The following is a 23,204-nucleotide window of genomic DNA, read 5'->3' as shown; positions in this document are numbered from 1 at the left end:
TTTCGCCTATGATCATTCCACCGATTATGTGGGACCAAAGGGGGGGGGGCGAATATGGCCAGTATTCGAGATGTCCTAAATAATCTTGCTCGCGATTACGCAATTGCGTGGAGTTCCGGCGACGGTGACGCAGTTGCCGGTTTCTTTGCACCTGACGGTCAAATCACGATCAATCGGGGCGACCCCATAGAAGGGCGCGCAGCGATTGCCGATATGGCTCGTGGCTTTTACGCCGACTTCCCTGATCTTGAGGTCCGTTGCGATATGATGCGATGGGCCGGATCTCATGCGATTTTTGTTTGGACCCTAGAAGGGCACCACGCCGAAACTGGCAATCACGTTGTCGCGCGTGGTTGGGAAGAGTGGGAATTGACGTCAGACTATCTTGTAAAGTCATCGCTGGGCTGGTTCGACGCGGATGACTACCAACACCAGATTGACGGCAAATAGCTTAACGCGCTCGATCCGCAGCCGTTCCTATCGTGTAGTTGCGGGGTATTCCCTGTGTGACCTGAAACCAGTCTGACGCCTTGGCCCGTGCCTGATGTGCGTCAAAGGCCGCTTGCGTCACAAACACCTCTGACACAGTAAACCGCCCGGGCGTTGTCTGATCTTCCACAACTTCGAAAGACAAGCAGCCCTCTTCCGCGCGCGTGAGAGCGATGTGAAGCGGCAAGGCTGCCCGCACGTCTTCAAGCCGGTCGGGCGGCACGTCAATATGGCCATTCAGGAATACCCGTTGGTCCAATGCATCTGACATACCAAGCCCTCTCGTCTTGTTCAAAGCGACGCGAACTGCGCGGCCTGTTTGTCAGTCCACAAAACCGTCAGACGGAACCCGTCTTCGGTTTGATCCTCGCTCTGGACGACGTCCTGACGGAATAGCCAAGCCCGCTTGTCACCCTCGGCGAAAGAGAGGTTCAGGACAACTTCATGCCGTGCCCCCTGAAGGAGCGTGGCAATCTCGGCCAACAGCGCGTCAACGCCTTCGCCCGTTACAGCCGAGATTGAGAATATCGCCGGGTCCCGTTCAGCCCGCGCCAATGCGGCCTCTTTGTTTTCGGGGTTAAGCAGGTCAATCTTATTCCAGACCTCAAGCCGTGGACGCTCTTCATCGACACCCAATGAGGTCAGGATGGTCTCAACATCCTGCGCCTGTGCCTCCGTTTCCTCGTGGCTGATATCACGTACATGAACGATCAGGTCCGCGCCCAGAACTTCCTCAAGGGTCGCCCGGAAAGCCGCTACAAGCTCGGTCGGCAGGTTCGAGATAAAGCCCACCGTATCCGACAGGATCACCTCGGGGCCGTCAGGCAGCTGCACCCGTCGCATCGTCGGGTCCAGCGTGGCGAACAGCATGTCTTTGGCCATCACTTCGGCCCCGGTCAGGCGGTTGAACAGTGTCGATTTGCCCGCGTTTGTATAGCCCACAAGGGCAACGATTGGATACGGCACTTTGGCGCGTGCAGCCCGGTGCAGGGTGCGGGTCTTGACCACTTTCTGCAACTGACGGCGCAGTCTGACCAGTTGCTCGTCAATGGCGCGACGGTCGGCTTCGATCTGGGTTTCACCGGGTCCGCCAACGAACCCCAAACCACCCCGCTGCCGTTCAAGGTGGGTCCAGGCCCGGACCAAGCGTGTGCGTTGATAGCTGAGAGCGGCCATCTCGACCTGCAGCACCCCTTCACGGGTGCGGGCACGATCGCTGAAAATTTCAAGGATCAATCCGGTCCGGTCGAGGATCTTGACCTTCCACGCCTTTTCCAGATTGCGCTGCTGCACCGGCGTAACGGGCCCATCGATCAAGACCAGCTCGATTTCACTGTCATGCAGCCGCTCGGCCAGTTCCTCGATCTTGCCGGTGCCGAACAAAAGCCCCGACTGGGCGCGTTGCAGGCGTACGATTTCAGACCCGATCACATCCAGATCGGGCAATGCAGCGGCCAGTGCAACCGCCTCGGCCAGCGCCGGTTCGGGAACACGGCGCTGTTCATCTGATTTGATTTCTGGATGCAGCACCCAAGCACGGGTGCGCCTCCGGTCATGTTCCATCAAGAGGCGTCTTCGCCCTCATACAGGTTGATCGGCTGTGATGGCATGATGGTTGAAATCGCGTGTTTGTATACCAACTGCGACTGTCCGTCGCGGCGCAACAATACGCAGAAATTGTCGAACCAGGTGATCACACCTTGCAGTTTTACGCCATTGATCAGGAAGATCGTTACCGGAACCTTAGCTTTCCGTACATTGTTCAGGAAGGCATCCTGAAGATTCTGTCTGTCCGAAGCCATATTTTTATAATCTCGCCATTGTTCTTGCTACGCGCTGCGGACCAACGCGCTCCCTCCCGGCGAGTATGGAGTGCCGCGCAGAGATATTCCAGATGAAAAATAAGGCGATAACGTTGGTGGGGCGTTTTGGTTCAATCCCGCCACAGCGATGGCGTGATCAGGGCAATAATAGCAAGCGTTTCTAGACGTCCGATCACCATCGCTGCACAAAGCGTCAGTTTTGCCCCTGCGGACAGATCAATCAGCCGGATCGGGACGTCCGTGGCCAGCTCGATCAGCGGACCGGTTGTCGTCAGGGTGGCTACACTCAGCACCATTGCCTGTTCGAAACCGGATCCCATCGCCGCCAGCAACAGGTTGAACACCGCCAGCGTCAGCGCAAAAAGCATCAGAAAAATCCAGGCGATAAAGGCACCGTCGCTTTGAATGCGCCGGTTACCACCCCCGACACCGCTGACGGATGAAGGATAGATCAGGCGATCAATCTCGCGCGCGCCGTTCAGATACAACGCAAAAACCCGCAACAGTTTGACGCCTCCGGCCGTGGTGGCGACCCCACCGCCGATTAGCGCCAATCCCATCAGCAGCAGCCCCGGCGTACCCAGACCTGACAATTGCTGCGCATCATTCCAGTTCGCACTTTCAAATCCGGCAGTGGTCAGGAAGGCCAACACGGTGAACAGCATACCCCAGATCACCTGCAAAGCCTGAAGCGGTGCGATCTGCCCGCCGATTTCGGTCACGCCAGCAACCACTCGGAAAAACAAGAGCAGCGCGACGGCCAAAACGATCAACAGGCCGATGCGAAACTCGGGGTCTCTGTCCAAACGAGAATACCCGGTGGCAGCGGTATCCGCCGAAAAGGTGAGGCGCGAAAGGGCAAAGAAGAGGAACAGAAAAACAATCGCCTCGCCGGTAAACCCTGCCTGCGCCCCTTCCATGCCACCGACCGGAGAGATACCGGACGTGGCCATCACCGACATTGCGTGGCAGACAGCCGTCAGGCCGGCCTCACCCGCGATCAGCAGAAGCACCCAGATCACCGCTGTCAGCCCGGCGTATACAGGCGTCAGCGCCCGCGCCACACGCAGCAAACGGCCGCGCGGGTCCACGCGCTCGCTTTGCGCGACGCCCGACACCGGACGCCCAGGCTGCCCTTTTGCTGTCACCTCGAACCCGCCAAGGGAAAGTGGGGCCAGAATAGCGGCGGCCGCGACCCACATCAGCAAGCCCCCCATCCAACCGACCAGCGCACGCCACAGGTGCAGAGGTGCGCTCAGCCGGTTATGATCAGGGAACAGGTCGGCCCCAGTGGTCGTCAGGGCGCTGACCATATCGAAATAAGCGTTCAGAAACGTGGTTGTGCCAAGCGCGTCATGGAATGGGATCGCCAGAAAGATCGGCAGGATAGTGAAGCATCCCAACATCACCGCCAGCTGCCCCAAAGTGCCCCGCCGCGGGATACGATTGGACGACGCCATTGCGATGATAGCGACCAGAAACAGGCCCAGAATGCCCGAATACAGAAATGATCGCGACGTACTGTGATCATCCAGCACCAGCGCATAGATTGCCGGAATCCACATGGCCAGAGACACGATTGCCCATATCAGCAGGAACAACGGCAGTCGCCGTAAAAGCCTAACCTGTTGTGTCCCCGCCCGCTCCATCAGAAGAAATCGATTGAAACCTGCATCAGGCGTTCAACCTCGGGCACGTCCTTGGCCATGGCAAAGATGGCAACCACATCTTTTTCTTCGATCCTCAGACTGCCTGTCGGGCGCAGAACCTCGTCCCCTTTGCGCACAGCACCCACCAGCACACCTTCGGGGAAATCGATATCCCGCAGCTTTTGCCCCGCCATCGGAGAAGTCGACAGAACCTCGGCCTCGATCACTTCGGCCTCTGCATCGCCGATGGAATAAACCTGTCGCACACGCCCATGCCGGATATGGCGTAGGATCGAGCTGACGGTGGTGGCACGCGGGTTAATATAAGCGTCAATGCCCAACGGCCCCATCAGGGCAACCATGCTGGGATCGTTGATCAGCGCAATCGCCAGCGCACAGCCTTCGGCCTTGGCACGCACGGCGGCCAGCATGTTGGTGCGGTCGTCATCCGTGACGGCCAGCATCGCATCGGCCCGGTCGATACCCGCCTCGCTCAGCAAGCCGGAATCCAACCCATCCCCATGCAGAACGATTGTCCGCTCCAGCGCTTCGGCGGCGATCTCGGCGCATTGACGGTCGCGTTCGATGATCTTGGCACGCACGCGACCTTCACGCTCTTCCAGCGTTCTGGCCACTTCCAAACCAACATTGCCACCGCCAACAATCACAACACGATCCTGACGCTTCTGAGCTTTGCCGAACACCTCCATGGTGCGGTTCACGTCTTTCACATTAGTAAAGACGTAACATTCGTCACCCACGAACAGCTGATCTTCGGACTCGGGCGCAAACAGCGTACCTTCGCGCCGAACCCCAACCACAATCGAACTGAGCGTGGAAAACAGATCGGTCAGTTGCCGGAGCGGCGTGTTCACGATCGGGCAGTCCTCTTCCACCCTGATACCCAGCAGTTGCGCCTTGCCATCCATGAAAATCTCGGTGTCAAAGGCCGATGGGGCAGACAGGCGGCGCATCGCAGCGGCAGCCACTTCGCGTTCGGGGCTGATCACCACATCGATGGGCAAATGATCGCGGCGGTAAAGATCCGAATGGATGGCTTCCAGATAGGATTTCGACCGCAGACGCGCGATCTTGCGTTGGATCGAGAAAACCGAATGCGCCATCTGACAGGTGACCATGTTCACCTCGTCGGAATGGGTCGCAGCGATTATCATGTCGGCGTCACGGGCCCCTGCCCGTTCCAGTACGTCAGGATAGCTTGCAAACCCGGCAATGCCCTGCACATCCAGCGTTTCCGTCGCCCGGCGCACGAGGTCGGGATTGTTGTCCACGACCGTTACGTCATTCAGTTCGCCCGAAAGGTGCCGCGCAATCTGCCAGCCAACCTGACCTGCGCCGCATATGATGACCTTCATGTTTCTGGCCCTTCTGCCTGAGAGGATTGAATGACAGATGCCCCCAAAGCGGTCAATTGAATTGTCATCCCTGCGCGGCTGCGGCAAGATAAGCGTATGAAAACGCTGTTTCCTATGCTCGTTACCCTGATGGTGCTGTCCTCATGCGGGCCGCTTTCGCTCTATTATCGCGAGGGCGCAACCGTGTCGCGACTGCAGGAAGAAACCACCCAGTGCCAGCTCAAGGCGGTACAAGAGGTGCCAGTTGCCAATCAAATCCGTCAAAGCCCGCCAACATACTGGCCCGGGCGCACATATTGCGACGGCCGGGGGCGGTGCTATCAATCGCCCGGATGGTGGCAGCCCGGTCGGGTCTATACCGTGGATGTGAATCAGGGCCTGCGTAATACCGTCGAAGCGCAATGCATGGCGCAAAAAGGCTTCCGGCCTGTAAGTCTGCCGCCCTGCAAGCAGAGTGTGAAATCACGCGTGCCCGCGAAGCGCACCACAACGTTGCCGCCGCTCAACAGCGCCTCGTGCTTTGTGAAATTCGATGATGGGTCCTTCCAGATCATAACGCCCGGTCAATCAGGCTGAGATCTGGTCCCCCCATGTCCTGACCCAAGTCTCTCGGATCAGGCTTTGAGTCTGGTCGTGCGACCGGCAGATTACTCTGCCGGTTCCGGTTCGTCGATCTGTGCAACCCGTGCGCCGGATTTGTTCGATGTTACCACACCCAGCGATTTCAGTTTGCGATGCAGCGCGCTGCGCTCCATCCCTACAAAGCTGGCAGTGCGGCTGATATTGCCGCCAAAGCGATTGATCTGAGTCAGCAGATATTCCCGCTCGAACGCTTCACGCGCCTCACGCAGCGGCAAGGTTGCCAGTGCACCCGACAGAACGACACGGCCCGACTCTTCGGTTTTTTCCTCTTCGCTTGGCAACTCACGCGCTTCGATCGGGCCGGTTCCGTCGCCCAGGATCAGAACCCGTTCGATCAGGTTCTTGAGCTGACGCACATTCCCCGGCCATGTCATCGTCTGCAACAAGGCAACCGCCTCCTCCGAGAGTTCACGGATCGGCAAACCTTGGGTTTCGTTGCACATTTCAATGAAATGCTGGGCCAGAACCGGAATATCCTCTCGGCGATCTTCCAACGACGGAACTGCAATCGGTACTACGTTCAGACGGTGGTACAGTTCTTCCCGGAAGCGCTCCGCGGCAATTTCCACATCAAGGTCCTTGTTGGTGGAAGAGATGACCCGAAGATCCACCCGGACCTTGTCGGAACCGCCCACACGTTGGAATTGCTGATCCACCAGCACCCGCAGGATCTTGGACTGCGTGCCCAAGGGCATATCCGCCACTTCGTCAAAATAGACCACACCGCCATGGGCTTCTTCCAGCAAACCGGGTTCGACACCTCGCTCTGCGGATTCCCGGCCAAACAGAACTTCTTCCACGCGCTCGGGTTCGACCCCAGCGCAGTTCACCGTGACGAAGGGAGCATTGGCGCGGTTGGAATGAGCGTGAATATACCGCGCCGCAATCTCCTTGCCCGACCCGGCAGGTCCACTCAGCATTACGCGGCCATTTGATTTGGTCACTTTGTCCAACTGACCCTGCATACCGCGGAACGAAGCGGACTTGCCGATCATATCCGAATTGTTGACCTCTTTGCGCTTCAGCGACGCATTCTCGCGACGCAGGCGAGAGGTCTCCATCGCGCGGCGGATCACCACCATCAATTGGTCAATATTGAAGGGCTTTTCGATAAAGTCATACGCGCCTTGTTTGATGGCGGCGACCGCGATTTCGATGTTGCCGTGACCCGAAATGATCACCACCGGCACATCCGGGTTGTCGCGTTTCACCGCCTTCAGAATATCGATCCCGTCCATGCGGCTGTCTTTCAGCCAGATATCCAGGATCAACAGTCCCGGAGGCTCGGAATTGATCGACGCCATACACTCATCCGAGTTGGCCGCCAGCCGGGTTGAATACCCTTCGTCCTCCAGAATGTCGGACACCAGTTCGCGAATATCGCGCTCGTCATCTACGATCAGAATGTCGCTCATCTTTGGCCTGCTTTCAGTTTGTTGGTTCTAATTGCCTGCTTCTGTGGCGCAACGGTCGAGGACATGGTGGCCCCCGGTAAACGGATAACGGCCATCGCGCCAAAATGGTCCTGTCCGTCAAATACGGGCGCATCTTCAAGTGTCAGCGCTCCGCCATGTTCTTCGATGATTTTCTTGACGATGGGCAGGCCCAGCCCGGTCCCTTCGTCGCGTGTGGTCACATAGGGTTCAAACAGCCGCGCCCGATCCTCGGGCAGACCGATCCCGTTGTCTGCAATGGTGATGACCGTACCCGCGTCATCACCGGACACTGCCACTTTTATCTGTGGCTTCAGATTGTCCGGCGCCCCTTTTTCCTTAAGGGTGCCAATCGCTTCTCCGGCATTTTTAATCAGGTTTGTCAGGGCTTGATGCAGCATGGTGGCGTCGACATCCGCCATGATGGGTTGCTGCGGCAAATCAGCGTCGATCTGTACATCCGGTTGCCCCGCTTGCTGCAGCACAACCGCTTCGCGCACCAGATCAACCACGTTTTCTTCCCGGCGCTCAGGCTCGGGCATCCGCGCGAATTTCGAGAATTCGTCCACGATTCGGCGCAGGTCGTTGGTCTGGCGTACGATCACGCCAGTCATCGACTCGAGGCCTTCGGAATCCTCTTCGTCCAGCTTTCGGGCAAACTTGCGCTTGATGCGCTCAGCGCTCAACTGGATTGGGGTCAACGGGTTCTTGATCTCATGGGCAATCCGGCGGGCAACATCGCCCCAGGCCGCCATCCGCTGTGCGCTGACCAGATCGGTCACGTCATCAAATGCGACCACATAGCCTTCCAGCCCCCCGTCTTCGCCGCGACGGATGGCCATCCGAACAAGCAGGTTCTCCAACCGGCCTTTACGGGTGACCTTGATTTCACCTTGAACCGCCTCTTGCCCGCTTTCTTTCAAGTTTTCAAAAAGGGGCAGAAACTCCGGCACTGCGATACCGATCGCCAGGTGCTCTTCGCCCCGAGACCAATCCAGCAATCGTTCTGCCGAACGGTTTACGAAGGTCACGCAGCCTTCGGGGTCAATACCCACCACGCCTGACGTGACCGAACTGAGAACCGAATCGAACAGACGGCGGCGGCTTTCGATTTGTTGCGTGTTTTCCAACAGCGTGTCCCGCTGTCCCTTCAACTGCCTGGTCATCTGGTTGAAATACCGGCCCAGCATGGCAATCTCATCATCACTAGCCTCTTCGATGACCTGAACGCTCAGATCACCGGCGCCGACCCTTTGGGCCGCTGTGGTCAAACGACCCACTGGTCGCGACAGGCGCTCGGCAAACCACATGCCCAACGACATTGCAGCAAGAATCAGGATCAGTGCAAAGCCAAGATACAGCAGGCCAAATTCGAACAGCACCCTGCCACGTTCGCTTTCCAACTGTTGGTAGAACTGTGCCGTTTCCTTGGTGTCATCCAGCAGCGTCAGCAACTGACCGTCAACCTCGCGGCTGACATACAGGTAACGGTCCAAATAGGCCGTCAGAGGCACCAGCGCGCGGAATTCATTGTTCGGCCAATCCGCGATAATCAACAGCCCCGTGTCGGTCGCCTCAGCCATCTGCTCGGACGTGGGGGCTTGGTAATTGAACAGATACGACCGATCCCCGCGCGACTTGATCTCACCGCTGCCGTCGATGACATAGGCTTCGCGCAACCCGCGTTGGATCTGAGCCTGCCCTTGCGCCAGCACTTCGCGCAATTCGGCATCTGAGATGTAGAAATCCAGCGAGCGTGCGTTGTCCAGATATCGTGCCAGCACCGAGGCATCCTGAACCAATCCGCGCCGGTGTTCCTGCTCGTAGGCTTCAGCAGCTGTCAGGGAAGACCCCACCACCTGCCGAACCCGGTCCGAGAACCAGCCTTCGAGGCCGATATTCACGGTGAGCCCCGCAAAAATCGCCACGGTCACGGTCGGCACCAGCGCCAGCAGCGTAAACGCCCCGATCAGGCGCAAATGCAGGCGCGAACCCGCCGATTTCGCCCTGCGCGCCGCAATCAAGCTGCCCACCTGACTGAGTACCAGCGCGGCGACAACCAGAACGTACACAAGATCAGCCAACAGAATCAGCCGCAAGGTCGGCGCCGTGGTGCCAAGATCAAAGGGACCGATAACAAGATACGTTGCCAACGCCAAAATCGGCCCTAGGAGCACCAGCCCAAAGGTTCCAAAATTGCGCAGTTTCCGTGATTTACGCCATCGACTTATCGATGGGATCATCCCGCTCTGTGCTCGGGTTGCCACCGTCTGCCCTCATCCTGATGTGCCGCGCTCGCGGCTTACCGCCATATATCGTGATCTTTTCCCGACAGATGCCGGGATGCCACGGTTTGTGTGGCGATATTACATCAGTTTGCGTCGGCGTGTCACCCGAATATCGAGATCGGTAATCTTTTTTCGCAACGTGTTTCGATTGATTCCCAGCAAATCGGCACATTTCGCCTGATTTCCGCCGGTTGCGTCCAGTGCAATTTCGATCAGCGGTGCCTCAACCTCGCGCAGAATACGCTGGTACAGGCCCGGCGGTGGCAGAATATTGCCGTGCAGATCAAAGTATCGTCGCAAATGACGCTCGACCGAGGTCGACAGTTTTTCGCGCTCTCCTCCGCTGAGAACCGGCTCTGCCTCGGGCTGACTGCCCAGCACAGCTTCCACTTCGGATTTAGAGATTTCATCTGCCCGGCTGGTCAGACCCAGACGACGTACGGCATTTTCCAACTGCCGCACGTTACCGGGCCATGAATAGCGCCGCACCAGTTCGACTGCCTCTGGACCAAGCCAGCGTTTTGTTCCGCTTTCACGCTCATCGCGGGCCAGAAAATGTTCGGCCAGCAGCGGTATGTCATCCACCCTTTCGCGCAAAGACGGCACATGGATCGTGGCCCCGCACAACCTGTAATATAGATCCTGACGAATGCGCCCGTTTTCCATTCCTTCATTCAGGTCCGACTGGCTGGTGGCCATAAAGCGCGGAAGATGATCGCCGGGCGTGTCCATCATCCGCACGATCCGGGCCTGAACCTCATCGTCGATATCCGCGATCTCATCAATCAACAGCGTGCCACCACGCACCCGCGCCAACACCCGTGCGGGTCCTTCCAGATCTCGCAGCTCGGCAGCTGTAACTGTGACAAAAGGCAGAGTGCGCCGGTCCGAGAAATCGTGAATAGCCCGCGCAATCAACGATTTACCCGTTCCGCTTTCACCCGAGATCATCACAGGCAGATCCGTGTTCATCACCCGTGCAACCAGCCTGTACAGGGCCTGCATAACCGGAGTGCGCCCGACCAGAGGGAGCTCGTCCGGGCGCTCGCCGTCTGCCTTGGCAGGTTCGGGTTGCGCGCGTTGCTTCTGATCCAGGGCGCGTGCGGTCCGCTTCATCAGGTCCGGCAGGTCGAACGGTTTCGGCAGGTAATCATACGCATCCGCCTCTGCCGCCTGAATGGCCGTCATGATCGTGTTCTGCGCCGAAATCACGATAACAGGCAGACCCGGGCGATCCTCTGCAATTTTTGGCAGCATTTCCAGACCGTTGCCGTCGGGCATGACCACGTCTGAAATCACCACATCACCTTTGCCCTCACCGACCCAGCGCATCAGCGTGGTCAGCGATGAGGTTGCGTGTACCTTGCACCCGGCGCGCGTCAGGGCCTGGGTCAGAACGGTGCGGATCGTGCGGTCGTCATCCGCAACCAGTACTGTGCCATCCATCAGGGGGTCTCCTTCTTATGCTCGGCGTCTTCGCGCGGCGCGCGACGCAGAGACAGTTTGAATATGGTTCGCCCGGGAACGGATTCAGCTGAAACCCAGCCATCGTGGTCCGAGACAATCTTACTGACCAGCGCCAGCCCCAGTCCGGTGCCATTTTCCCTACCCGACACAAACGGATCGAAAATGTCACCGCGAATGTCTTCAGGCAGGCCCGGGCCATCGTCGATGATCTCGACCTGCAGGGGCAGCGAATGACCCGATCCATCGCTGCGGCGCAGTCGGAACGAGTGTTCATAATACGTCCGCAGGCGGATCGTGCCGCCCTGCGCACCGGCGGCTTCGGACGCGTTCTTCAGAAGGTTCAGCACCACCTGCAACAACTGATCCGGGTCTCCATAAGCCAACGGCAAAGACGGGTCATAATCTTCGATGATCGTCATATCCGCACCAAAACCCAGCAATGCAGACCGGCGTGCGCGATCCAGAACGTCATGGATATTGACCGGCTTGAAGTCAGGTTTTTGCAGGTTTCCAAATTGCTCGACCTGTTCCAACAGCTTTACGATCCTACGGCTCTCGGCCACGATAAGATCCGTAAGTTCAAGGTCTTGTGGTGGGATATTCATGCTTAACAACTGCGCGGCACCTGTAATCCCAGCCAACGGATTCTTGATCTCATGGGCCAGCATTTCGGCCATGCCGATGGCCGATTGCGCAGCCGATTTGACGGTATTGCCCCGTGTCATCCGCCCTGACAGCTCGCGCGGTGAGATGATCATGATCATCGATCCCGGATGCCCGACCAACGGCGCGATCTGCAATGCGCATTGCAGCGGCGCGCGGTTTCCCGACCCGGCGTCGACATCGTTGACAAAAAGTGGCGTGCCAAGGGTTCGCGCGCGCTCGAATGCTTCTTCCAGCGGTGCGTCCACGGCGATCTGATCCCACACCGGATGGCCGACCACTGCCTTACGTGACGCGTTCAGAAACCCCTCACCTGCTGCATTTACATCTGAAATCCGATCATCCACATCAATGATGAAGGCCGGAACAGGCAAGGAATTCCATATGCTGGCGTTTGAGTTCATGCCGCCACCTCGCCCGTATCATTCAACGCATCCGCCAGCAGACGCAGCACTTCCCTTGGGTCGCGAGAGGTCAGAACGGCCCGCCGCAGCGGCGCAGGGGTCGCAGCCTCATCCATGTACCAGCCCAGATGTTTGCGCGCGACGCGCAGACCCAGATCCACACCGTAGAAAGCCAGCATCGCCTGATAATGCGCCTGCACCATGTCGATCAGGTCCGCCCCGACCGGAATATCCGGGGCCTCTGCCCCGTAAAGGTCATGGCATATTTGAGCCAAGAGCCAGGGCTTGCCCTGCGCGCCGCGCCCGACCATCACCCCATCCGCGCCCGACTGATCCAGCGCAATCCGCGCAGCAGCGGTATCCACGATGTCGCCATTTGCAACGACTGGAATCGACACAGCCTCTTTCACGGCTCGGATCGCCCGCCAATCAGCATGGCCTTTGTAGAACTGACACCGCGTGCGACCATGGATCGTGACCATCTGAATGCCTGCGTCCTGCGCACGCCGCGCCACATCCGGTGCGTTGAGCAGAGAGTCGTCCCAGCCCAACCGGGTTTTCAAGGTCACAGGCAGATCAACTGCATCGACCACGGCTTCGATCAGGGTCAGGGCGTGATCCGGTGTTTTCAGCAAAGCTGAGCCGGAGTAGCCATTGGTAACTTTCTTGGCGGGACAGCCCATGTTGATGTCGATCACCCGCGCGCCCCTGTCGGCAACCTGACGGGCGGCTTCGGCCATCCAATGCGCCTCGCGCCCGGCCAGTTGCACGGCAGTGTTTTCCACATCCGCAGACAGTTCAGCACGTTCGCGCACGCCGGGCTTGGCTTGCACCATCTCCTGACTGGCGACCATTTCACTGACCACCATGCCAGCGCCAAATCGCATCACCAGATCGCGAAAGGGGCGATCAGTGATTCCGGCCATCGGGGCCAGCAAGACCGGCAATGTTACTTCCTTGTCAGCGAGGTGCAGGGTCAACGTGCTTAATCCTTGGGCAGTTGCTGTTTTGATATCGAATTCTGCGCATATGAACAACAAATCGCCGCGAAACAAGCCCGCGAAATCATCACATGCCTATTTTTTAATCGCTTTACCTTGAGTGATTGCCTCGGCTTTCACCGCCGCCTAAACACAGACCAATACGAAGGAGCGCCCGAGACATGACCACAGCCGCCATCATAGTCGCCGCAGGGCGCGGAATGCGTGCCGGAGGCGGCGTACCCAAGCAATGGCGCAGCCTTGCGGGTCGTCGCGTGGCTGACTGGACGATCGAGCGGTTTCGCGGACAGGTGGATCACATCGTTCTGGTGCTTTCAGACGAAGACACACCAGCGTGGGAAGAGTTTCGCGAGTCTGATCTGATCCTCGCTTCCGGCGGGTCAGATCGCTCGAGTTCGGTGCGTAGCGGACTGACGGCCCTGGAAGGTCTGGGTGTTCAACATGTTCTGATCCATGACGTGGCCCGGCCTTGTGTCTCGAAGCGCATCATACAGGACGTGCTGGCCGCGCTGGAAACGCACCAAGCGGTTGCCCCGGGGCTTGTCGTCACAGATGCATTGTGGGTTGGTCAAGACGATGCTGTGACCGGCACGCAAGACCGCAACGGCCTTTACGCCGCGCAGACACCACAGGGATTTCACCATGATGCCATCGCCGCCGCCCATGCAGTCCATTCGGGCGGCGCTGCGGATGATGTGGGAGTAGCCCGCGCGGCAGGGCTTGAAGTGTGCATTGTCCCCGGCGACGCGGACAATCTGAAGATCACCCGACCCGAGGATTTTGCCCGGGCAGAACGGATAATGGGAACGGATATGGATGTGAGGCTGGGCAACGGGTACGACGTGCACCGTTTTGGCGACGGAGATCACGTAATCCTGTGTGGCGTGAAAGTACCGCATGATCGCGGATTGCAGGGGCATTCGGATGCCGATGTCGGAATGCATGCCGTAACCGACGCAATCTATGGCGCTTTGGCACAGGGTGACATCGGTCAACACTTCCCGCCTTCAGATCCACAATGGAAAGGCGCGGCCAGCGAGATTTTTCTACGCCATGCGGTCGAGATGGCCGGACACATGGGATACCGCATTTCGAACGTCGACTGCACGCTGGTCTGCGAGTATCCAAAGATCGGCCCTCATGCTGCCGCCATGCGCGCCGAGATGGCTCATATCATGGGGTTGAGCGAGGATCAGGTCTCGGTCAAGGCCACCACGTCCGAGCGTTTGGGCTTTACCGGCCGCAGCGAGGGGATTGCCTCGCTCGCCACTGCCTGTCTGGTGAAGGCATGACTGCGGCGCAGGTGATCGGCACGGTCGGCGGTGTCGGCTATTTGCGCCCTGCCCCCGGCACCTGGGGATCTTTGGCAGCGCTGCCCATGGCTTGGGTGTTGCACACGCTGGGTGGGTTTCCTCTGCTGGCACTCGCAACGCTTGTTGTTTTTGTCGGCGGCCTTTGGGCGACCCGCGTGATGACAGAGGGGCAAGACGATCACGACCCATCGGAAATCGTCATTGATGAGGTCGCAGGCCAGTTCATCGCGCTTTGGGCGATTTCTTACCCGTCCTGGGCCCATGAGATCGACATTTCCGCCCTTTGGCCAGGTTGGGTGGCAGGGTTCATTCTGTTCCGCCTGTTCGACATCACCAAGCCGGGGCCCGTTGGCTGGGCCGACCGGCGCGGCGATCCGACGGGCGTGATGCTGGACGACGTCATCGCAGGCATTTTTGCAGCCATCGGCGTGATGGTTCTGGCTGGATTGGCACACGGAGTTCTGGGCCTATGAACGTGACCGAGCTGCTGGATCTTGCCAAGGCGCAGGGCGTTATGATCTCTACTGCTGAAAGTTGCACCGGCGGCATGGTGGCCGCTGCCCTGACCGATATTCCCGGCAGTTCCGCCGTGGTGGACCGTGGCTTTGTCACCTATACCAACGCAGCCAAACAAGACATGCTGGGCGTTTTTGCCGAGACGCTGGCCGCGCATGGTGCAGTGTCGGAAGACGTCGCCCGCGAGATGGCAGACGGCGCCCTGCGCCATTCTCAGGCCCAGCTTGCCGTATCGATCACCGGCATTGCCGGACCGGGCGGGTCCGAGTTCAAACCGGAGGGGCGCGTATGTTTCGGGCTGGCCCGCGACGGTCGGACCACCCAAACCGAAACCGTTGAATTCGGCGCGTTGGGGCGAGATGCCGTCCGTTTGGCGGCCCGTGATCACGCGCTGGGTCTGCTGAAAGACAGCCTTTCATAAGCGCCCGTTCTTCAGGCATATCACACACGTAATTTTGCAGAACCTGTCGTCCCTTTAACAAAAGGCGATATTTTGAGCTCTTATTGAGGAACCGCCACTTTTGTCCCGGACACCCGGACCGCGCATTTTACGGGCTGGTGTTTGTGGGTGCCTTTACGGCAGTTGTCACGATTGTTTTGGTGAAGGTGGTTGCACTTCTCATCCTGCGTCGCGTAGACGCCAAGACCGAAACAAACAGGCGCGATCTGTCGACACAGGGTGAGCGCGTCTAAGACATGAGCAGCTAAGCCCACCTTGGCTGCCCATCGCCCGTAAGGGCAAAAGCGGACCTCTTGGGGGTCCGCTTTTCTTTTGCGGGCCTCTCGACTCCGGCCCAAGGGTCGGGCTATCAGCCCGCAACGTGTTTTCAGCCCCGAGGTTTGCGCCATGATCCCCAGTTCCTTTCCCGACAGCACCGAAATCGCCCGCCTGACCGCGCGGATGCTGCTGGAGATCAAGGCTGTCCATTTCAACGCGCGCGAGCCGTTCACGCTGGCCAGCGGTCTGCCCAGCCCGACCTATATCGACTGCCGCAAACTGATCTCGTACCCGCGCATCCGCTCGACCCTGATGGACTTCCTGACCGTCACCGTGATGCGCGAAGCCGGGTTCGAAGCGTTCGACAATATCGCAGGTGGCGAGACGGCAGGCATTCCGTTTGCCGCCATGGTGGCCGAGCGTATGGCGCTGCCCATGACCTATGTCCGCAAAAAGCCCAAAGGATATGGCCGCAACGCGCGCATCGAAGGCGCAATGAGCGAAGGCGAGCGGGTTCTGTTGGTCGAGGACCTGACCACCGATGGCGGTTCGAAACTGTCCTTTGTGGATGCGATCCGCGAAACCGGCGCGACTTGCGGGCACACGGCGGTGATCTTCTATTATGGAATTTTCCCGGAAACCGAAAAAACGCTGGGCGACCACGGCGTGAAGCTGCACGCGCTGTGCACCTGGTGGGACGTTCTGGCCGAGGCAAAAGTGCAGAAAGCCTTTGACCAAGAGACACTTGACGGTGTCGAGGCGTTCCTGAACGATCCGCGTGGCTGGCAAGAGGCCAATAAACCCACGTAAACCTCTTGTGGGCAAGTTGGGGATAAGTTCGAAAGAATCGAGCCTTGAGCCACGATATCTGGTGACTTTTCCCCTAATTCCTACATAATGAGCTACGCATACGCAGGTATCCAAACGGTTCGGAAAGTTATCCCTAGGCCTTACCCCAAGTTAGCCACAGGTTTTTCCAGATAGCTTGCGATGACGTTTCACGTGTAGAACCGACGCACGGGCAGCGGGGACAAGATGAACGAGATCAGCAGTATCGAACAGGCAGCAGCGCAGATTCAAAACGCGGAAACCATGCCGAACTCCATCGAGGCCGAGCAGCAGTTGCTGGGCGCGATTCTAACCAATAACGATCTGTATGACCGCGTCGCCTCGATCATCGGGGCCGAGCATTTCTATGATCCGGTTCATGCCCGGATTTATGAAGTCGCCGCCGCCCGTATTGCTAAAAACGCGCTGGCCTCACCCGTCACACTGAAATCCTTCATGGGTGAAGATGAGGGCCTTAAAGAGCTGGGCGGCCCGGCCTATCTGGTAAAACTGGCCGGTGCCTCGATCAGCGCCTTTGCTGTGCATGACTATGCCCAGATGATCTATGACCTCGCCATTCGGCGCGAGTTGATCCGTCTTGGCCGCGACATTTCGGACAAGGCGGCACGGGTTGAAGTCAGCAGCGAACCCAAAGAACAAATCGTCGAAGCCGAGCAGCAACTCTATCAGTTATCCGAGCAGGGCCAGACCGAACAGGGATTTCAATCCTTCCTCAAGGCGGTCACAGAAGCCGTCAATGTCACCAACGAAGCCTACCAGCGTGGTGGTGGTATGGCGGGGATTTCCACCGGTCTGGCCGACTTGGACAAACAGTTGGGTGGTCTGCACCCATCCGACCTGATCATTCTGGCTGGGCGTCCGTCGATGGGGAAAACCTCATTGGCGACCAACGTGGCCTTCAACGTGGCCAAGGCTTATAAGCGCGGCACCAAACCAGACGGCAGCGAAGGTGCGATTGACGGCGGTGTGGTTGGGTTCTTTTCTCTCGAAATGAGCGCGGAACAGTTGGCGGGACGTGTTCTGGCCGAAGCCTCGGAAATCTCCAGCCACAAAATCCGCCAGGGTGACATGACTGAGGCCGAGTTCCGCCGCTTTGTGGATGCGGCGAAGGAACTGGAAGCCTGCCCTCTGTTCATTGACGATACCCCGGCCCTGCCGATCTCGCAGCTTGCCGCCCGTGCGCGACGATTGAAGCGAACCCACGGGCTGGACCTGCTAGTGATCGATTATTTGCAGCTGTGTCGCGGCATGGCCGAGAACCGCGTCAATGAGATTGCCGAGATTTCGATGGGCATGAAGGCCATCGCCAAGGAATTGCAGATACCGGTCGTCGCCCTGTCGCAGCTGAGCCGTCAGGTGGAAAACCGCGACGATAAACGCCCGCAACTGTCCGACCTGCGAGAATCGGGTTCGATCGAACAGGATGCCGATGTAGTGATGTTCGTGTTCCGAGAGGAATACTACAAGGAACGCGAGAAGCCCGGCGATCACGAATTGGAAAAGATGGAAGAGTGGAAGCAGGCAATGGAGCGTCTGCACGGCAAGGCCGAAGTCATTGTCGGCAAGCAGCGTCACGGCCCCATCGGAACGGTCGAGCTTTCTTTTGAAGCCCAGTTCACCCGCTTTGGAAATCTGGTCAAACCCTGGCAGCAGAGCGGCGAGATCGAGGGATACTGATCACACTGATTCTGAACTATGGGCACGTCGCGGGTCAAGCTGGTGGCGCAACCTTTAGGCTGTGTTAACATCCCTGAACGAACATTGCACAGCGCCCCACACCGGTCGGAGTCCCTGAGTTTTGCCCGCGATCATCTCGGAAATAAGATATCGTAACGGCCCGAACTTTGCGCCGGACGGGGATTTCATCGAAGTCCGCGTGCCGACCGGAACGGATGTCACCGGCCTTCAGGTTGATGTTTACAACCCAAATGGCACGGTGCGCAGTTCTACAGATGTCGACACCGCTACGATGACACCGGTGGGCGGCTTCGACTATTACGTGGTCTCGGCGCGCATCAACCGATCGGGCGCAGTTTCATTGTCTGACAACGGCACGGTGCTGAGCTTTGTCTCGTTCGACGCGCAAGTGACGGCAACCCAAGGCCCGGCCAACGGCCAAACTTCGACCCAGATCGGCAGCAACGGAACGGATGACACGTCTTCGCTGTCGTCAACGGATGGGGTGAATTTTGTCCAGGATCCGAACCCAAGCCCAGGCGCACCCTGTTTTACTTCGGACACGCTGATAATGACCGATCGGGGTGAAATCCGCGTACAGGACATCAAACCCGGTATCCGGGTTGTGACAACCACAGGCGGGTCAGAACCGGTGCGCATGGTCTTGTCCCGGACCCTACGGCAGTCGGATCTATTGAAGAAACCGGAGTTGCGCCCGATCTTTATCGCGGCCGGCTCGCTTGGCCACGGCCTGCCCCGCCGTGATCTGCGGGTGTCGCGCCAGCATCGGATGCTGGTCCGCTCGGCTATTGCGCTTCGGATGTTTGCGACGCGCGATGTTTTGATCTCGGCCGTTCGTCTGACCGAGCTGCCCGGCATTTTCATCGACGATGCGGCAACGCGCGTGACCTATCACCACCTCATTTTCGACCGGCATGTGGTTCTTTTTGCCGAAGGCGCACCAAGCGAAAGCCTGTTTACAGGCCCCGAAGCGCTGAGATCCTTGCCGTCAGAAGCCCTGCATGAGCTCTTGCAGCTGTTTCCCGGCCTGGTCCGTCACCAGAACATGCCCCCTGCCTGTTATATCCCCAGCGCAAAGCAGCAGAAGAAACTGGTGACGCGTCATAAACAGAACAGAAAACCCGTACTGGATCAGTCTTTGATCTAACGACGAGAAACGCTAATTGTGCCCTGCCTTTCCGTTCACCAAAGCGACGGATTGTTCAACGCAGGTACGCAACGCGAAGGGCCTTTCAGCGGTTTCAGATCCTGACCATCCAATGCTTGCCCCAACCATCCATGCGGGTGGCTCAGCGTCAGCGGCGGTTGCGCGGTGGTCTCAGAGATCTGCCCAAAGCCGGTCTTACCGTAATACCCCGGATCGCCATAAGTCAGCGCCACATCCGCACCTGAGGACCGCAAGCGATCCAACCCGTATGAGATCAATGCCTGACCCACTCCACTTTTTTGGCTGTCTGTCCTAACGGCCATGGGCGACAGGATGAACACACATCGCGTGTCCTGCGGAAATGCGACACGGGAAAAAATGGCACAGCCTAGCAATTGGTTATCCCGATGGGCTGTGAACACCATAAGATCCTCGGATGGTGTATTGTCGATCAGGTCTTGTACAAAAGCGCCAATTACCGCGCCTTCGTCTTTCCCCTCAGACGCGGCAAAAACATCTGTGAAAAGCCGGACCACTTCGGATGGGTTTGATGTCAAACCGGTTGAAAATTCCATGAATTCCTAGTCCCTGCGGCCGCACCCCTGAATGTGTGGTGATGAGACGATCCCGCCCACAAGATCGTTTTAACATCAATGTGAAGACAATCACAAAGCGGTTTATTCAAAGCAACAAATCGCTAATATGTCTTGGTTTTCGGCGTTATTCGGCGATTGCGACGACGTGGCAACGGAATACGCCAAGGAAATGCGCCATTCCCTCTTGACCTTGGACGGCGCAATGTCATGAACAGTTCCATGAGTACTGCACGTTTGACGATCAATCTACAGGCGCTGGCCAGCAACTGGCGCGCGCTTGATGCGAAGACCGGGGTAGAAACCGGGGCCGTGGTCAAGGCCGATGCCTATGGGCTGGGTGCCGGGCCTGTCAGCGACACGCTGGCCGAAGAAGGCGTTCGAAAGTTCTTTGTTGCCGCAGCCGAGGAAGGCGCCGCCGTGCGCGAGGCGGTCGGACCGGGCCCGATGATCGGAATTTTCTCCGGGCACATGGAAGGCGATACAGATTTGCTGCGTGCGCACGATCTGACACCACTGATCAACTCGGCCGAACAGTTCCAGCGTCATTTGCAAGCGCTGCCCGATCACGCATTCGGTATTCAACTGGACAGCGGTATGAATCGCTTGGGACTTGAGCCAGCCGACTGGGCCGAGCTGCGCCCAAAGGCCGAGGCCTTGAACCCGGTGGTGGTCATGTCTCATCTGGCCTGTTCGGATGAACCGGATCACCCGATGAATCAGCAGCAGTTGAAAACCTTCCGCGAGATGACCGACGGCGTCACCGCACCCCGTTCGCTAGCCGCAACCGGAGGCACCTTTCTGGGGCCTGAGTTCCATTTCGATTTCTGCCGCCCGGGCATTGGCCTTTATGGTGGCCTGCCTTTTGCCGGGGCCAAGCCGGTTGTCACCGTCGATCTGCCCGTCATACAGGTGCGCCAACTGGACGTGGGCGAAACAGTCGGCTACGGCAACAGCTGGGTTGCGCGCCGCCCGTCTCGTATCGCCACAGTTGCTGCAGGCTATGCAGATGGTCTGCATCGTGCGATTGGCGGCGGGATTGACACGTTCGCTGGCAACCAGCCTTGCCCGGTTGTTGGTCGTATCTCGATGGATCTGATCACGGTGGATGTCACCGACCTGCCGAACGACCCGGAACGTCTGCGTATTCTCAACGGCCATCAGACCGTCGATGATCTGGCCGAAGCTGCCGGAACGATTGGCTACGAGATTCTGACATCTATGGGCAATCGCTATTCGCGGGGCTACGTAGAATGAACCCAATGACCGCGCTTGGGGGGCTGGGCCGCGCTGTTCTGAGCCTGATGGCAGCCTTTGGTCGGGTGGCCCTGTTTGCGCTTGATGCCATCTCGCATATCCTTCGCCCACCCTTTTATCCGCGCGAATTTGGTATGGCCTTGCTGAACATCGGCTGGCTGTCCCTGCCCGTGGTCGGCTTGACCGCGATCTTCACCGGCGGCGCGCTGGCGTTGCAAATCTATGCCGGCGGCGCGCGTTTCAACGCCGAAGCCGTGGTGCCCCAAATCGTCGCCATTGGCATGGTCCGAGAGCTTGGCCCGGTGCTGGTCGGCCTGATGATTGCTGCCCGCGTGACCTCGTCCATCGCGGCCGAGATTGCCACGATGAAAGTGACCGAACAGATCGACGCGCTGGTCACGCTGTCGACCCATCCGATGAAATACCTGACCGCCCCGCGCGTCTTGGCCGCGTTGATCACCGTGCCCGCATTGGTTGCGGTAGGTGACGTGATCGGCATTGCCGGGGGCTACACCGTCGCCACGCAAAATCTGGGCTTCAACCCAGCGACTTATCTGAAAAACACGGTCGATTTTCTTGAAACCCGCGACATCGTCTCATCGCTGGTCAAAGGCGCGGCCTTTGGCCTGATCGCGGCCATTATGGGCTGTTACTACGGCATGAACTCTGGTCGCGGCGCACAGGGCGTGGGGCGTGCTACCAAAGGCTCGGTCGAGGCCGCAGCGGTGCTGATCCTGGCTGCAAACTTCGTTCTCACAGGGGTATTCTTCTCGCTATGATCCGGATGGAGAACGTACATAAAGCCTTTGGTGACAACCACGTATTGCAAGGGCTTGACCTTGAGATCCCCAAGGGCACCTCGATGGTCATCATCGGCGGGTCTGGCACCGGGAAATCGGTGGCTCTGAAATGTATCCTTGGACTGATCCAACCCGACAGCGGCATGATCTATGTGGACGGAAAGGATGCCAGCAAAGGCGACCGCGACGCGTTTCTGGCCCGTTTTGGCATGCTGTTTCAGGGCGCGGCCCTGTTTGACTCGATGACCGTCTGGCAGAACGTTGCCTTCCGCCTGCTGCGTGGCTCACTGAAACGTCCTGCGGACGAAGCCCGCGAAATCGCCATCGAGAAACTACGCCGCGTGGGCCTGAAATCTGACGTGGCCGACCGCTTTCCGGCGGAACTGTCAGGCGGCATGCAGAAGCGCGTCGGCCTTGCCCGCGCCATTGCCGCCGAGCCCGAAATCATCTTTTTCGATGAACCCACCACAGGGTTGGACCCGATCATGTCCGGCGTCATCAACGATCTGATCCGGGAAATCGTGACCGAGATGGGCGCCACTGCGATGACCATAACCCATGACATGAGCTCGGTCCGCGCGATTGCCGACAACGTCGCCATGCTGCACGGAGGTGTCATCCAGTGGACCGGACCGGTCGGCCAGATGGATGCTTCGGGTGATCCTTATGTGGAGCAGTTCATAAGTGGGAGTGCAGAAGGGCCGATTGAAGCCGTGCGGTGAGTAGTTTTGGCAATTACGTTTTAAATTTTTTGCCGATCTCGTACTTCGCCACCGTTTTTATTGCCTGGATAATCGCAAACCGCTTGAAGGTGGGATTGCTTTTTCAGAAGCAAATTTACGTTTTGTCATTTGCCATTCTTCTTGGGGTGATACTTGGCAAAGCTGTTCTATTTGTCTTTCCAGAAAATGAGATCGCGGCTGATATTCCCGATGCGCTTGGCGTCATCATCGGCACTGCCCAACTGCACAAAAGCCTTCTGGGCAAAGTACGGTCACCTGGAGTTTGGAACGTCGCGATTTCGGCTATCAGCGCAGTTTTGTTTGTGATCTTATTGCTGAGCAACTTTTGACAACAC

General features: G+C 58.3%; 24 protein-coding genes. 13 read left to right on the top strand and 11 right to left on the bottom strand.

The genetic code is table 11. From position 1 onward, the window contains the following. Nucleotides 1-54 precede the first annotated feature (54 nt). Entirely contained in the window at nt 55-450 is a 396-nt protein-coding gene (locus ALB80_RS01795; protein ID WP_050602296.1) for a nuclear transport factor 2 family protein, read from the top strand. A gap of 1 nt (nt 451) precedes the next feature. Here ALB80_RS01795 and ALB80_RS01790 read toward each other — a convergent pair whose 3' ends face one another. The 5 genes from ALB80_RS01790 to trkA all read right to left on the bottom strand — a co-directional run bounded on the left by ALB80_RS01790 (nt 452) and on the right by trkA (nt 5,337). Continuing rightward, nucleotides 452-760 carry a putative quinol monooxygenase gene (locus tag ALB80_RS01790; protein WP_050602295.1) on the bottom strand — a complete coding sequence of 103 codons (309 nt, stop codon included), beginning with the start codon at nt 758-760 and terminating at the stop codon, nt 452-454. A 20-nt stretch (nt 761-780) separates the two neighbouring features. Then, nucleotides 781-2,052, bottom strand: coding sequence for a GTPase HflX (gene hflX / locus ALB80_RS01785; protein WP_050602294.1), 1,272 nt, complete (start codon nt 2,050-2,052; stop codon nt 781-783). After that, the gene (hfq, locus tag ALB80_RS01780) at nt 2,052-2,291 is read right to left on the bottom strand and encodes an RNA chaperone Hfq (protein ID WP_005982826.1); all 240 of its coding nucleotides are present in this window, start codon (nt 2,289-2,291) and stop codon (nt 2,052-2,054) included. The genes hflX and hfq overlap by 1 nt, the downstream gene beginning before the upstream one ends. Nucleotides 2,292-2,422: 131 nt before the next feature. Beyond that, complete coding sequence (locus ALB80_RS01775) at nt 2,423-3,961, bottom strand: TrkH family potassium uptake protein (protein ID WP_050602293.1); 1,539 nt, start codon at nt 3,959-3,961, stop codon at nt 2,423-2,425. Beyond that, entirely contained in the window at nt 3,961-5,337 is a 1,377-nt protein-coding gene (gene trkA, locus ALB80_RS01770) for a Trk system potassium transporter TrkA (RefSeq protein WP_050602292.1), read from the bottom strand. The genes ALB80_RS01775 and trkA overlap by 1 nt, the downstream gene beginning before the upstream one ends. 96 nt (nt 5,338-5,433) lie before the next feature. Here trkA and ALB80_RS01765 point away from each other — a divergent pair, with 96 nt between their 5' ends. Next, nucleotides 5,434-5,913, top strand: a complete 480-nt coding sequence (locus ALB80_RS01765) for a hypothetical protein (RefSeq protein WP_050602291.1) — start codon at nt 5,434-5,436, stop codon at nt 5,911-5,913. A gap of 71 nt (nt 5,914-5,984) precedes the next feature. Here ALB80_RS01765 and ALB80_RS01760 read toward each other — a convergent pair whose 3' ends face one another. From ALB80_RS01760 to dusB, 5 genes are all read right to left on the bottom strand, one after another. Beyond that, nucleotides 5,985-7,394, bottom strand: a complete 1,410-nt coding sequence (locus ALB80_RS01760) for a sigma-54 dependent transcriptional regulator (RefSeq protein ID WP_050602290.1) — start codon at nt 7,392-7,394, stop codon at nt 5,985-5,987. Next, nucleotides 7,391-9,655 (bottom strand): PAS domain-containing sensor histidine kinase, encoded by a 2,265-nt coding sequence (locus ALB80_RS01755; protein ID WP_050602289.1) that lies wholly within the window; start codon nt 9,653-9,655, stop codon nt 7,391-7,393. The genes ALB80_RS01760 and ALB80_RS01755 overlap by 4 nt, the downstream gene beginning before the upstream one ends. 123 nt (nt 9,656-9,778) lie before the next feature. Further along, on the bottom strand, nt 9,779-11,146 hold the full coding sequence (locus ALB80_RS01750) for a sigma-54-dependent Fis family transcriptional regulator (RefSeq protein ID WP_050602288.1): 1,368 nt from the start codon (nt 11,144-11,146) through the stop codon (nt 9,779-9,781). Beyond that, a complete protein-coding gene (locus ALB80_RS01745; protein WP_050602287.1) occupies nt 11,146-12,234 on the bottom strand; it encodes a nitrogen regulation protein NR(II) in 1,089 nt (362 codons plus the stop codon). The genes ALB80_RS01750 and ALB80_RS01745 overlap by 1 nt, the downstream gene beginning before the upstream one ends. Beyond that, on the bottom strand, nt 12,231-13,214 hold the full coding sequence (gene dusB, locus ALB80_RS01740) for a tRNA dihydrouridine synthase DusB (RefSeq protein WP_256364008.1): 984 nt from the start codon (nt 13,212-13,214) through the stop codon (nt 12,231-12,233). Before dusB ends, ALB80_RS01745 begins: the two co-directional genes overlap by 4 nt. A gap of 182 nt (nt 13,215-13,396) precedes the next feature. Between dusB and ALB80_RS01735 the strand changes: the two genes are divergently transcribed. The 7 genes from ALB80_RS01735 to ALB80_RS01710 all read left to right on the top strand — a co-directional run bounded on the left by ALB80_RS01735 (nt 13,397) and on the right by ALB80_RS01710 (nt 19,476). Then, on the top strand, nt 13,397-14,527 hold the full coding sequence (locus ALB80_RS01735) for a bifunctional 2-C-methyl-D-erythritol 4-phosphate cytidylyltransferase/2-C-methyl-D-erythritol 2,4-cyclodiphosphate synthase (protein ID WP_050602286.1): 1,131 nt from the start codon (nt 13,397-13,399) through the stop codon (nt 14,525-14,527). Beyond that, a complete protein-coding gene (locus ALB80_RS01730; protein WP_050602285.1) occupies nt 14,524-15,021 on the top strand; it encodes a phosphatidylglycerophosphatase A in 498 nt (165 codons plus the stop codon). The genes ALB80_RS01735 and ALB80_RS01730 overlap by 4 nt, the downstream gene beginning before the upstream one ends. Further along, the gene (locus ALB80_RS01725) at nt 15,018-15,485 is read left to right on the top strand and encodes a CinA family protein (RefSeq protein WP_050602284.1); all 468 of its coding nucleotides are present in this window, start codon (nt 15,018-15,020) and stop codon (nt 15,483-15,485) included. The genes ALB80_RS01730 and ALB80_RS01725 overlap by 4 nt, the downstream gene beginning before the upstream one ends. Before the next feature lie 83 nt (nt 15,486-15,568). After that, entirely contained in the window at nt 15,569-15,757 is a 189-nt protein-coding gene (locus ALB80_RS21715) for a hypothetical protein (protein ID WP_083445158.1), read from the top strand. A gap of 154 nt (nt 15,758-15,911) precedes the next feature. Next, entirely contained in the window at nt 15,912-16,592 is a 681-nt protein-coding gene (locus tag ALB80_RS01720; protein ID WP_050602283.1) for an orotate phosphoribosyltransferase, read from the top strand. A 225-nt stretch (nt 16,593-16,817) separates the two neighbouring features. Continuing rightward, the gene (locus ALB80_RS01715; RefSeq protein ID WP_050602282.1) at nt 16,818-18,308 is read left to right on the top strand and encodes a replicative DNA helicase; all 1,491 of its coding nucleotides are present in this window, start codon (nt 16,818-16,820) and stop codon (nt 18,306-18,308) included. A 121-nt stretch (nt 18,309-18,429) separates the two neighbouring features. Beyond that, on the top strand, nt 18,430-19,476 hold the full coding sequence (locus tag ALB80_RS01710) for a Hint domain-containing protein (protein ID WP_050602281.1): 1,047 nt from the start codon (nt 18,430-18,432) through the stop codon (nt 19,474-19,476). 35 nt (nt 19,477-19,511) lie between these two features. On the opposite strand, the gene ALB80_RS01705 is transcribed toward ALB80_RS01710, so the two are convergent. Then, the gene (locus ALB80_RS01705) at nt 19,512-20,051 is read right to left on the bottom strand and encodes a GNAT family N-acetyltransferase (protein ID WP_050602280.1); all 540 of its coding nucleotides are present in this window, start codon (nt 20,049-20,051) and stop codon (nt 19,512-19,514) included. A 240-nt stretch (nt 20,052-20,291) separates the two neighbouring features. Here ALB80_RS01705 and alr point away from each other — a divergent pair, with 240 nt between their 5' ends. From alr to ALB80_RS01685, 4 genes are read left to right on the top strand one after another with little or no spacing between them, the layout of a single operon-like run. After that, entirely contained in the window at nt 20,292-21,326 is a 1,035-nt protein-coding gene (gene alr / locus ALB80_RS01700) for an alanine racemase (RefSeq protein WP_050602279.1), read from the top strand. Next, on the top strand, nt 21,323-22,105 hold the full coding sequence (locus ALB80_RS01695; protein ID WP_050602278.1) for an ABC transporter permease: 783 nt from the start codon (nt 21,323-21,325) through the stop codon (nt 22,103-22,105). Before alr ends, ALB80_RS01695 begins: the two co-directional genes overlap by 4 nt. Continuing rightward, nucleotides 22,102-22,848 carry an ABC transporter ATP-binding protein gene (locus ALB80_RS01690; RefSeq protein WP_050602277.1) on the top strand — a complete coding sequence of 249 codons (747 nt, stop codon included), beginning with the start codon at nt 22,102-22,104 and terminating at the stop codon, nt 22,846-22,848. The genes ALB80_RS01695 and ALB80_RS01690 overlap by 4 nt, the downstream gene beginning before the upstream one ends. Beyond that, complete coding sequence (locus tag ALB80_RS01685; protein WP_050602276.1) at nt 22,845-23,198, top strand: hypothetical protein; 354 nt, start codon at nt 22,845-22,847, stop codon at nt 23,196-23,198. Before ALB80_RS01690 ends, ALB80_RS01685 begins: the two co-directional genes overlap by 4 nt. Nucleotides 23,199-23,204: the final 6 nt, after the last annotated feature.

The organism is Ruegeria sp. 6PALISEP08 (assembly GCF_001238295.1).
In the GTDB taxonomy this organism is placed as follows: domain Bacteria; phylum Pseudomonadota; class Alphaproteobacteria; order Rhodobacterales; family Rhodobacteraceae; genus Ruegeria.
Note: the sequence above shows the minus strand (reverse complement) of the source record. Positions and strands in the feature narration are given on the sequence as shown.

Excerpts from the sequence above, each read along its gene's own strand:
- hfq (WP_005982826.1), bottom strand. The coding sequence starts at position 2,291 with ATGGCTTCGGACAGACAGAATCTTCAGGATGCCTTCCTGAACAATGTA.
- alr (WP_050602279.1), top strand. The coding sequence starts at position 20,292 with ATGAGTACTGCACGTTTGACGATCAATCTACAGGCGCTGGCCAGCAAC.
- ALB80_RS01765 (WP_050602291.1), top strand. The coding sequence starts at position 5,434 with ATGAAAACGCTGTTTCCTATGCTCGTTACCCTGATGGTGCTGTCCTCA.
- ALB80_RS01730 (WP_050602285.1), top strand. The coding sequence starts at position 14,524 with ATGACTGCGGCGCAGGTGATCGGCACGGTCGGCGGTGTCGGCTATTTG.
- ALB80_RS01745 (WP_050602287.1), bottom strand. The coding sequence starts at position 12,234 with ATGAACTCAAACGCCAGCATATGGAATTCCTTGCCTGTTCCGGCCTTC.
- ALB80_RS01735 (WP_050602286.1), top strand. The coding sequence starts at position 13,397 with ATGACCACAGCCGCCATCATAGTCGCCGCAGGGCGCGGAATGCGTGCC.
- ALB80_RS01690 (WP_050602277.1), top strand. The coding sequence starts at position 22,102 with ATGATCCGGATGGAGAACGTACATAAAGCCTTTGGTGACAACCACGTA.
- ALB80_RS01795 (WP_050602296.1), top strand. The coding sequence starts at position 55 with ATGGCCAGTATTCGAGATGTCCTAAATAATCTTGCTCGCGATTACGCA.
- hflX (WP_050602294.1), bottom strand. The coding sequence starts at position 2,052 with ATGGAACATGACCGGAGGCGCACCCGTGCTTGGGTGCTGCATCCAGAA.
- ALB80_RS01755 (WP_050602289.1), bottom strand. The coding sequence starts at position 9,655 with ATGATCCCATCGATAAGTCGATGGCGTAAATCACGGAAACTGCGCAAT.
- trkA (WP_050602292.1), bottom strand. The coding sequence starts at position 5,337 with ATGAAGGTCATCATATGCGGCGCAGGTCAGGTTGGCTGGCAGATTGCG.
- ALB80_RS01720 (WP_050602283.1), top strand. The coding sequence starts at position 15,912 with ATGATCCCCAGTTCCTTTCCCGACAGCACCGAAATCGCCCGCCTGACC.
- ALB80_RS01715 (WP_050602282.1), top strand. The coding sequence starts at position 16,818 with ATGAACGAGATCAGCAGTATCGAACAGGCAGCAGCGCAGATTCAAAAC.
- ALB80_RS01750 (WP_050602288.1), bottom strand. The coding sequence starts at position 11,146 with ATGGATGGCACAGTACTGGTTGCGGATGACGACCGCACGATCCGCACC.
- ALB80_RS01775 (WP_050602293.1), bottom strand. The coding sequence starts at position 3,961 with ATGGAGCGGGCGGGGACACAACAGGTTAGGCTTTTACGGCGACTGCCG.
- ALB80_RS01695 (WP_050602278.1), top strand. The coding sequence starts at position 21,323 with ATGAACCCAATGACCGCGCTTGGGGGGCTGGGCCGCGCTGTTCTGAGC.
- ALB80_RS01790 (WP_050602295.1), bottom strand. The coding sequence starts at position 760 with ATGTCAGATGCATTGGACCAACGGGTATTCCTGAATGGCCATATTGAC.
- ALB80_RS01725 (WP_050602284.1), top strand. The coding sequence starts at position 15,018 with ATGAACGTGACCGAGCTGCTGGATCTTGCCAAGGCGCAGGGCGTTATG.
- ALB80_RS01760 (WP_050602290.1), bottom strand. The coding sequence starts at position 7,394 with ATGAGCGACATTCTGATCGTAGATGACGAGCGCGATATTCGCGAACTG.
- ALB80_RS01705 (WP_050602280.1), bottom strand. The coding sequence starts at position 20,051 with ATGGAATTTTCAACCGGTTTGACATCAAACCCATCCGAAGTGGTCCGG.